9 protein-coding genes are annotated in these 9,597 nt (G+C 54.4%); 5 read left to right on the top strand and 4 right to left on the bottom strand.

The window, feature by feature from the left end; translation table 11 throughout:
- The first annotated feature begins 179 nt into the window (after nt 1-179).
- Nucleotides 180-1,505, top strand: coding sequence for a TrpB-like pyridoxal phosphate-dependent enzyme (locus tag McpAg1_RS09375; protein ID WP_338095049.1), 1,326 nt, complete (start codon nt 180-182; stop codon nt 1,503-1,505).
- On the opposite strand, the gene McpAg1_RS09370 is transcribed toward McpAg1_RS09375, so the two are convergent.
- Genes McpAg1_RS09370 through thiM form a run of 4 tightly spaced genes read right to left on the bottom strand, consistent with a single transcriptional unit; the run spans nt 1,492 to nt 4,479 of the window.
- The gene (locus tag McpAg1_RS09370) at nt 1,492-2,145 is read right to left on the bottom strand and encodes a phosphoribosylanthranilate isomerase (protein WP_338095048.1); all 654 of its coding nucleotides are present in this window, start codon (nt 2,143-2,145) and stop codon (nt 1,492-1,494) included. The two genes, McpAg1_RS09375 and McpAg1_RS09370, sit on opposite strands and share 14 nt — an antisense overlap.
- On the bottom strand, nt 2,145-3,059 hold the full coding sequence (locus McpAg1_RS09365) for a class I SAM-dependent methyltransferase (protein ID WP_338095047.1): 915 nt from the start codon (nt 3,057-3,059) through the stop codon (nt 2,145-2,147). The genes McpAg1_RS09370 and McpAg1_RS09365 overlap by 1 nt, the downstream gene beginning before the upstream one ends.
- Nucleotides 3,056-3,685 carry a thiamine phosphate synthase gene (gene thiE / locus McpAg1_RS09360; protein WP_338095046.1) on the bottom strand — a complete coding sequence of 210 codons (630 nt, stop codon included), beginning with the start codon at nt 3,683-3,685 and terminating at the stop codon, nt 3,056-3,058. The genes McpAg1_RS09365 and thiE overlap by 4 nt, the downstream gene beginning before the upstream one ends.
- Nucleotides 3,685-4,479, bottom strand: a complete 795-nt coding sequence (thiM, locus tag McpAg1_RS09355; protein WP_338095045.1) for a hydroxyethylthiazole kinase — start codon at nt 4,477-4,479, stop codon at nt 3,685-3,687. The genes thiE and thiM overlap by 1 nt, the downstream gene beginning before the upstream one ends.
- Nucleotides 4,480-4,556: 77 nt before the next feature.
- Between thiM and hmgA the strand changes: the two genes are divergently transcribed.
- The 4 genes from hmgA to comE all read left to right on the top strand — a co-directional run bounded on the left by hmgA (nt 4,557) and on the right by comE (nt 9,465).
- Nucleotides 4,557-5,774 carry a hydroxymethylglutaryl-CoA reductase (NADPH) gene (gene hmgA / locus McpAg1_RS09350; protein WP_338095050.1) on the top strand — a complete coding sequence of 406 codons (1,218 nt, stop codon included), beginning with the start codon at nt 4,557-4,559 and terminating at the stop codon, nt 5,772-5,774.
- Nucleotides 5,775-5,889: 115 nt separating this feature from the next.
- A complete protein-coding gene (locus tag McpAg1_RS09345) occupies nt 5,890-7,116 on the top strand; it encodes a methanogenesis marker 16 metalloprotein (protein WP_338095044.1) in 1,227 nt (408 codons plus the stop codon).
- A 1-nt stretch (nt 7,117) separates the two neighbouring features.
- Nucleotides 7,118-8,359 (top strand): cysteate synthase, encoded by a 1,242-nt coding sequence (locus McpAg1_RS09340; protein WP_338095043.1) that lies wholly within the window; start codon nt 7,118-7,120, stop codon nt 8,357-8,359.
- The gene (gene comE / locus McpAg1_RS09335) at nt 8,356-9,465 is read left to right on the top strand and encodes a sulfopyruvate decarboxylase subunit beta (RefSeq protein WP_338095042.1); all 1,110 of its coding nucleotides are present in this window, start codon (nt 8,356-8,358) and stop codon (nt 9,463-9,465) included. The genes McpAg1_RS09340 and comE overlap by 4 nt, the downstream gene beginning before the upstream one ends.
- The last annotated feature ends 132 nt before the right edge of the window (nt 9,466-9,597 follow it).

Raw genomic sequence — 9,597 nt, 5'->3', positions numbered from 1 at the left:
AAAAAAATCCCAGCTCTTTTCTCATCCCATCACCGGATGAAAAACTCCCATATCACAAAACACCAATCAGCGCGCTTCACCTTGCAACAGCAAACAATAATGCTTATTTTTATACACAGATGATTTTTAATGAAACAAAATGCACATAATTTAAATACGCGAGAACCACACCTTGATCTATGTTCCCTAAAGACGGTCGCACGACCCTTACGGTGGATGACATCCCAAAAAAATGGTATAACATCGCCGCAGATATCGGTTCGCCGGAGATACTCAATCCAGCAACCATGAAGCCGGTAACTGCAGCTGACCTCGCCCCGGTCTTCTGTAAAACATCTGTTGAACAGGAGCTTGACACAACCCACCGGTTCATCGACATCCCGGATCAGGTCCGGGAAGCCTATGCACAGTTCGGCAGAGTAACACCGCTGCAGCGGGCGTACCATCTTGAGCAATACCTCAAAACTCCCGCAAAAATTTACTTCAAACGTGAAGACGTAAGCCCGACCGGCAGCCACAAGCTCAACAGTTCCATCGCCCAGGCCTACTACAACAAACGCGACGGAACCGAACACCTCACCACCGAAACCGGTGCAGGCCAGTGGGGATCTGCATTATCCCTCTCCTGCAACTACTTCGACCTCGATGTGATCATCTTCATGGTCAAAGTCAGCTTCGATCAGAAACCGTTCCGCAGATCCATCATGGAAACCTACGGAGGAACAGTCTATCCCTCGCCAAGCCCGATCACCGAGTACGGAAAATCCGTCCTTGCCACAGACCCGTCCTACGGCGGAACGCTTGGAACCGCCATCACCGAAGCAGTCGAGATGGCAGTCAAAGACCAGACCGGCAAAACCAAATACAGCCTCGGCAGTGTTGCCAACCATGTCTGTCTGCATCAGACCGTGATCGGTCAGGAACTCATCGCCCAACTCGAAGCAATCGATGTCGTCCCCGACCACATGATCGGCTGCATCGGCGGAGGAAGCAACTTCGCAGGATTCGCATTCCCGATGATCGAAAGAAAACTCAAAGGAAAAACGAACACCAACTTCCTTGCCGTCGAACCATCAGAAGTTCCCTCCCTCACCAAAGGCGAGTACCGCTACGACTTCGGCGACTCAGGCGAGATAACTCCACTGTTCAAAATGTACACGCTCGGTCACGACTTCACGCCAAACGCAGTTCACGCAGGAGGACTCAGGTACCACGGCATGAACCCGCTCGTCTCCGAACTCTACGACAAAAAGATCATCAACGCAGTATCCTACAACGAAGACCAGATCTTTCAGGCAGCGGTCACCTTCGCACGAACCGAAGGAATTATTCCAGCCCCTGAGTCATCGCATGCGATTCGCGGAGCAATCGAACTCGCACTTGAAGCAAAGAAAAAGAATGAGGAGCAGACCATCGTCTTCAACCTCTCCGGTCACGGACTGCTGGACATGGTCGGTTATTCCAACTATCTCAAGAAGTCAAAGCATCCGGTCATCGAAGTGTAAGGGCGGCGGTCCTGGCGTTTGCAACAAACGCCAGGGTTCGCGCAGCATTCCGTACACCATCTTTTTTCACGCCGGAATGCACGTCAACCGCATACGGCCGGACGCGGCGAACAGCTTCTGCCACATTTTCAGGCGTCAGACCACCGGCAAGAATTACCGGCACGCGTGATTCCTCAACAATTTTTGCACTGATACGCCAGTCATGCACGATGCCGGTTCCACCAATCCGGTCGGCTGTCCGCGTGTCAAGAAGAATTGCATCAGCCGCTTCAGCGAAATATTTCGCCGCATCAACTGCTGATGCATCCATCACATGCACAGCCTTGATTATTCTGAGATACGGCAGGGCCGCCCTGACCTCATCAATGTCCTCCAGCGAAACCAGGTCCTGAATCTGCAAAGTTGTGCAGTACGACTCCCGGGCAATACGAATCAGATCAGTTGGCTTTTGCAGATGCGTGACCGCGACCGGTTCGATGAACGGCGGCAAGCTCGCGATCATTGATGCTGCTTCAGCGCAGGACACCGCGTCCTGCGTTACATGCGTAATTCCCATCAGAAACCCGATGGCATCAGCTCCCGCAGCAACAGCGCAGGCGAGATCGGCGGGGGAACCGGTCCCGCAGATCTTTACCTTCATTACGAGACCTCAATGTCGTAGACCGCATGCCAGCTTGTCGGCGAGTACGAACGAAGCACATGCTCCGTAACTTTTGCATTCGGAAACACGCGGAAAATTTCTGCGTTGTGTTCGCCTTCTCGCTCTACCAGTGAGTAGAGGTGCACAACTGTTCCCGGTTTTGTGAGAGGGGCCGCGGCAGCGAGAAACGCTGCGGCATCCATCGGGAGGTTCATGATGATCCGATCAAACTGCATCGGCGACAAAATTTCTGCAAGATTTTTTGCATCACCGAGCATGGGAATCACATTCGTGAGATGATTCAATCGAATATTTTTTTGCATCAGAAGCACTGCTTCAGGATTGAGATCGTTGGCAATCACGAGGTTTGCGCATGCCCCGAGCATCACCGGAAAGGGACCGACACCGGCAAACATGTCAAGAATTTTTTCGTTCGTTTTCATCTGCGACAAAATTCTCTGACGTTCGTTCGCAAGTCGTGCAGAAAAGTACGCGGCGGTCAGATCAATTTTCATGCGGCGGCCGTACTCATGATACATCGTCTCGGTCGTGTCGATTCCCGCAAGAACTTTGAATGTTTTTGTGCGGAACTCGCCTTCGACCGGCGAGGTCGCGAAGAGTGCAGTGTGTGCCGAAGGCCGGGCGGCAAGAATTTTTTCTGCGCCGCGGGCATCATCGTCCTGCAGGACAACAATGCCGCCGATCTGTTCGTGACGAGGGAGTTCTTCGACCGCCTGATTTTCCACAAACTCAGCGGTCACCGCTCCAACGCACTCGAAGAGGACCGGGATCAAAAGATATCCGTCCTCAACACGCGGGCGAAGAGACCGGTCGGCGACTCCTTCAGCGATGGCATTTCTTCGTGCGGCCTCGCCGTCACGAACCGGCACCCGGAGGCACCACTGCTCCTTCATGACCGGTTCTCCTTCGCGGTTTTGATGACGAGGGAAAGTGCACGTGCGGCTTCGGTCACGTCCGGAGCGCTGACCACTGCGGAGATGACGGCAACGCCGTCAAGGCCTGCGGCGATCAGCTCGGGTGTGTTTTCTGCGTTGATTCCGCCGATGCCAACAACCGGACACATCACTGCAGAACATATCTCACGGACTGCCGCAACGCCGTGTCCGCTCCCTGCATCAGATTTCGAAGACGTTGAAAACACCGGACTCACCGCGACATAATCAGCGCCTGCGGCCTCCGCCTCTCTGGCTTCATCCGCATTTCCTACAGAGATGCCGATAAGAAAATTTTTCGGACAGAGTTTTTTGACCGCACCGATCGGGAGGTCGCTCTGACCAAGATGCACGCCGTCAGCTCCAACCGCGAGCGCGACATCCATACGATCGTTCACGATGAAGAGTGCCCGACCGCGACAGATCTCTTTCATCCGACAGGCAATTTCATACAACTCGCGCGAGGATTTTTCTTTGTCACGCAGCTGGATTATGTTTGCTCCTCCCGCGACCGCACGGCGAGCGATCTCTTCATGCGTCAGGCCGCGAGACAGCGTTTCATCAGTGACAACGTAGAGATCGTACATTAGTACTCAATAATTTTTGCAGACGCTTCAAGATCTTCGGGAGTCAGTGAGGCGACCGCGTCAAGGAACGCCGGCTTGAACGAACCCGGGCCGCGGGCAATTTTTGCCGCCTTCTCTCCGGCAATACCGAGCGCTGCCATTGCGGCAGCACAGCCGTGCAGGGTATCAGAAGCTGCGGCTGCAAATGCCCCGGTAACCGCAGCTGCCATGCAACCGGTACCGGAGAGCCTGCCCATAAGAGGGACGCCGTTCGCAACACCCAGCGTCCGGTTGCCGCTGCAGATGATATCCTCTGCGCCGCTCATGACCACAATGCAGCCGAGCTGCTTTGCAAGCTCCTGCGTGATCATCTTTTTGTCGCCGGAAACACTTCCTGAGTCGACCCCGCGAACAGTTGCGGCAGTCCCTGCAAGAGTTCCGATCTCTCCGGCATTTCCTTTGATGACGGTTATCGGCAGTTCATCAATCAGCATCTCTGCGGTTTTCGTACGATACGGCGTTGCTCCTGCTCCGACCGGATCGAGAATGATCGGAATGTTGCGGTCTGCGGCAACTCTGCCGGCAACAAGCATGCCTTCAATCTGTTTCGGATCAAGAGTTCCGATGTTGAGAACAAGAGCGCTGGCAATTCTGGTCATGTCAATAACATCCTCAGGGGCATGGGACATAACCGGCGAGGCTCCGATACAGAGCGTGATGTTTGCACAGTCATTTACTGTGACGTAATTCGTGATCTGGTGAACAAGCGGTGACGTCGTTCTGACTGATTCAAGAATCTTGGCATATTTCTGCATAGGACACCTTTGATAGGATAAGTATTGGTCAGGACCTCAGAAAAATGTTTTAGTGTGCGTGCCGAATGGTATATATTATGGATGAGCAGCTTGCAAAGATCCGTTCCGGCGATCTGAAACTCTACGCTCTGGAAAAACTGATGCCCGCAGACGAGGCGGTTTCTCTTCGCAGAAAATATATCGAGGAGGAGACGTCAGCTGATCTCTCGGCGGTCGGCTCGTACTCGATTCCGATCGATCGCGTGGTTGTAAGAAATATTGAGAATATGATCGGCTGTGTACAGATTCCGGTCGGCGTTGCAGGGCCGGTTATGGTGAACGGCGAGTATGCGAAAGGCAGCTTCTGGCTTCCGATCGCAACTACGGAAGGGGCACTGACCGCTTCGATCAACCGCGGGTGCAGTGCGATTACGAAGGCCGGAGGGGCAGAGGTTCGCATTCTTCGTGATGGAATGACGCGGGCACCAATCTTTGCGGCAACTTCGGTTGCCCATGCGACCGAGGTGGCCCGCTGGGCTGAGGACAATCTTCTGCTGCTGAAGACTGCGGCAGAGGAGACGACGCATCACGGAGAGATGATCGGTCTTACGACGTACGTTGTCGGAACAAATGTGTTTGTTCGGTTTGAGTTTGATACGAAGGATGCGATGGGGATGAATATGGTGACGATCGCATCCGAAGCTGCGGCAAAACTGATCGAAGAGGAGACCGGCGCACGCATGGTTTCAACGTCCGGCAACATGTGCTGCGACAAAAAGCCGTCGGCCATCAATGTGATTGAGGGGCGGGGCAAATCAGTTTCCGCAGGAGTGTTCCTGCCGGACGACATGGTTGCGTCCGTGTTCAAGACTGATGCGAAGACGCTTGCCGAAGTGAATATGCGGAAAAATCTGGTAGGCTCAGCACGTGCGGTGTCGCTTGGGTTCAATGCCCATGCGGCGAACGCGATTGCGGCAATGTTTCTTGCATGCGGTCAGGATCCTGCGCATGTTGTTGAGGGCAGCAATGCGATTACGACCGTGGACGCAGTTCCGGGCGGAGTTTATGTGTCGGTTTCCCTGCCGTCCCTTCAGGTGGGAACGGTCGGCGGAGGAACTACGATTGCAACACAGAACGCGTGTCTGTCGATGCTTGGTGTTGCGGGCGGAGCGGAAAATCCAGGGGATAATGCAAAAGCGTTTGCAGAAATTGTGGCGGTCGCGGTCCTCGCCGGAGAGCTGTCGCTTCTCGGCGCTCTTGGTGCGCAGCATCTGGCCAAGGCCCATCAGGAACTGGGCCGCGGCGGGACGAAGTAACTTTTTTCGCTCATCTCTTTTTTTCTGCCCTTTCAAACATCCCTTCCATGATTGTCATCATGATCATGCACAAATCCTATCGAGTCCATGTGAGAGTAGAGGGGATTGTAATTCCATGAAATCGATAGAGGATATCAATACAAAAGTTGCCGGAAAAACTGCGGTGGTACTCACCGCATCAGAACTCAAGAAACGTATCCGGGCTGGCGATGCCGTCACCGCCGAAGACGTCGATGTTGTCACCTGCGGAACGTTTGGCATAATGTCCGGTACTGCCGCAGTGATTGCGTTTCAGGCAACAGAGCCGGGAGCCTTTCGTCACGCGACCGGCATGACGCTGAACGGCGTTCCGGCACATCTCGGCCCCTGCCCGAACGAGAGCAATGGCCATGTGGATGCGATGGTTTACGGAACAGCTGCATCGAGCCGTGCCGGCTATGGCGGCGGCCATCTGTTTGCCGACCTTGTCGATAAAAAATCCGTTGAAGCAGTTATCGAAACTGATGCAGGTACGATCACCAAAACAATAACAATTGACGAGATGAGTTCGGCGAGAATGATTGTCACTCGCGGTGCGTTCAAAAATTATATGGCATTTGTCAATCCCTCACCAGATGAAATCACCACGATATTTTCCGTGACACCGATGCAGGGAAACATGAGTGAAGCAACATTCTCCGGCTGCGGCGAGATCAATCCGCTCGAAAATGATCCAACCCTCAGATTCCACACGCCCGGAACCGGAGCTCTTGTCAACGGGGCTCAGGGAATTATTCTCGGAACTGGCACGCGGAGTTCTGCGGCAAAACCAAATCTCTCCCTGGCCGCGGACATGAAAGGCATGGATTCAAATCTCATGGGCGGATTCAAGATGCCGACCGCATGCGAATGCCTCACTTCGGTTGCGACCGCAATCCCTGTAACTGATGACGCGGCTCTTGCCGCACTGTCGGTCCTCGATGAAACTATTTCACTACCGGTTGCTGATGTGATGAACCGGACAGCGTTTGATGCAGCAACGTATATGAATGCATGGAGCGGTGATGCCCGCATTCGTGTGGATCCGACAAAGTGCACACCAGAGTGTAGCCGGTGCCGGGACCTCTGCCCGCGGGGGGCAATTCGCGAGGACTTGTCCATCACCAAATCCTGCATGGGCTGTCTGACCTGCGTGACGGCGTGTCCCGCGGGCGCATACTCAGCGAACAGCGGGACACTTCGAACCAGTTCCGGAGAGATCAAAATTGTTCTCCGGCAGTCCGACCGCGTGCGTGGAGAGCTTGCGGCACGCACTCTCCGCGACAGAATTCGTTCCGGGTCGTGGCGGTTTGGAGGTGTCTGAGATGGGAGAGTATATTCTCAGATGTGTCTCCGGCGGCGAAGTTCTGCCGGAACATTACACACTCTCCTGCGATAAACACGCAGGGCTGCTGCGGACCGAGTACGCGGCGAGACAATTAACGGTTCGTCCCGAACTACCGGGAATTTTCCGGTACATCGACTGGCTGCCGGTTCACGGAGTCCTGCCGACAGAGTCACGGCCCATGACGTTTCAGAGCGAAGAGCTCTGCCGCGAACTCGGGCTGCCGAATCTGTGGGTGACGTTTACCGGCTATTATCCTGAGCGGCAATGTCTTGTTCCGACCGGCTCGTTCAAGGAGCTGGAGGCTCTGCCGACCACCGTCCGGCTCTCGGAGAACGGCGGAGGAACTCTGGTCGTGGCTTCCGCCGGCAACACCGGCCGGGCGTTTGCTGAGATGGCGGCGAGATTTGAAACGCCTGTAGTCATCGTCGTTCCTGAGGATGCAACGAAAAATCTCTGGACCGTGGCCGAGCCAAAGAATCCGGAAAAAATCAAACTGGTAGCTGTCCGCGGCGACTACACCGATGCTATCAGGGTGGCCGATAAAATTACCGAGAAAGCAGGCTTCCTTCCCGAAGGCGGGGCGAAGAATGTTGCCCGCCGCGACGGAATGGGAACCGTGATGCTGGACGCGGCGATCACCATCGGGCGTATGCCGGACCATTACTTCCAGGCGATCGGTTCAGGAACCGGAGGAATCTCAGCATGGGAAGCAGCGATGCGGCTCTGGGAGGACGGACGGTTCGGCAGTGCAGTGCCGAAACTGCATCTGGCCCAGAACGCTCCGTTCGTTCCAATGGTGAACGCGTGGAAAGAGAAACGGTCGCAGGTGCTGGAGACAGACATGCCCAACGCTGCTGAAGCCATCAGACAGGTGTCGGCCCATGTTCTGACGAACAGGGAGCCGGCCTACAGTATTCCGGGCGGTGTGTTTGAGGCGATGATGTACTGCGGCGGCAACATGTATGCGGTCGAAAATGAGGACGCGGCTGACGCCGGACGTCTGTTCGCTGATGCTGAGTGCGGTATTGATCTCGATCCTGCAGCAGAGGTTGCAACAGCAGCCCTGATCTCGGCTGTCGAGAGCGGTGCAGTTGATCGCAGTTCAACAATTACACTGAATATTACCGGCGGCGGTTATGCGAGAGCCCGCGAAGACTTTTCGCTCAGCAGGGTTCCGGTGGCGTTCACGGTGAATGCAGATGAGGTGCCGGAGTTATGAACGAAGAAATAGTTCTCAACATTTTGGAGGAGCAGGGGATAGACCTCGTCGCCTCGCTTCCGTGCGACAAAAACAAACGGCTGACTGCCCTTCTCCCGACAAAGTTTCCGGTGATTGATCTTGCCCGCGAAGAGGATGGCGTCGGCATTTGTGCAGGAGCATATCTTGGTGGAAGAAAGCCAATAATGTCGATTCAGAGCTCCGGACTTGGCAATATGATGAATGCGCTGATGTCGCTCTCGCGCACGTACGATCTGCCGTTGCCCATTCTTGCAAGCTGGCGGGGGGTCTACTGCGAGGCAATCTGTGCACAGATTCCGTTCAATGAACCGCTCCCGAGAATGCTGGATGTGTATACTATTCCGTACCGGATATTTTCAACTGCTGAGGATCTGAAAAATCTCGGCGAGGTGATCCAGGGAGCGTATGAGATGCAAACGCCGTTTGTTGCGCTGATCAAACCGTCCTGCTGGGAACCTGAGGAGTCGGTGACCATTTCGTACCCGAGGCGTGTTGTTCCTGCGAAGAGTCTAACACTATCAGGCTACGCTGACCCTCAGATGCTGCGGCTGGATGCCATCCGCGTGATTGCAGAGTTCGCAGATGAGGACACGCTTGTTGTTTCCAATATTGGTGTTCCGTCCAAGGAATTATATGCGACAAAGGATCGCGACGGTAACTTCTACATGCTGGGCAGCTACATGCAGGCGTCAGCGATCGGTCTTGGTTGTGCGGTTGCCTGTCCGAAGAAACGGGTGATTGTGATCGACGGCGACGGCAGCCTTCTCGGTTCCGCGGTTCTGCCGGTGGTTGCTGCGTGCGGAACATCGAACCTGACGATTGTTGCTCTTGATAACGGAGCGTTCGGGAGTACCGGAAATCAGATCAGTCCTGCGTATGCGACTGCGGACTTGGGTGTCCTTGCTCTGGGAGCAGGGATACAATCGGTCGAGCGGGTGGGATCATCTGAAGAGCTGCGGAATGCTTTGGAACGCGGGGTTTCGTTTGTGCATGTCCCTCTGCGTCCGGGAAACTCTGCGTCGCCGAATATTCCGCTGAAGCCCGCAGAGATACGGGAGAGGTTTATGCGGTTTTGCCGGAGATGATGGAGAGATAATTTCCATATCTCTTTTTTCTAATACAGGGTTGTATATCCATAATTTTGCAGAAAACAATTTGTTTGGCATACACGATTGAATGTGCCTGATTTTTTTCAAAAGAGAGATTTTTCTTATCGA

The sequence above is a fragment of the Methanorbis furvi genome, assembly GCF_032714615.1.
In the GTDB taxonomy this organism is placed as follows: Archaea; Halobacteriota; Methanomicrobia; order Methanomicrobiales; family Methanocorpusculaceae; genus Methanocorpusculum; species Methanocorpusculum furvi.
Note: the sequence above shows the minus strand (reverse complement) of the source record. Positions and strands in the feature narration are given on the sequence as shown.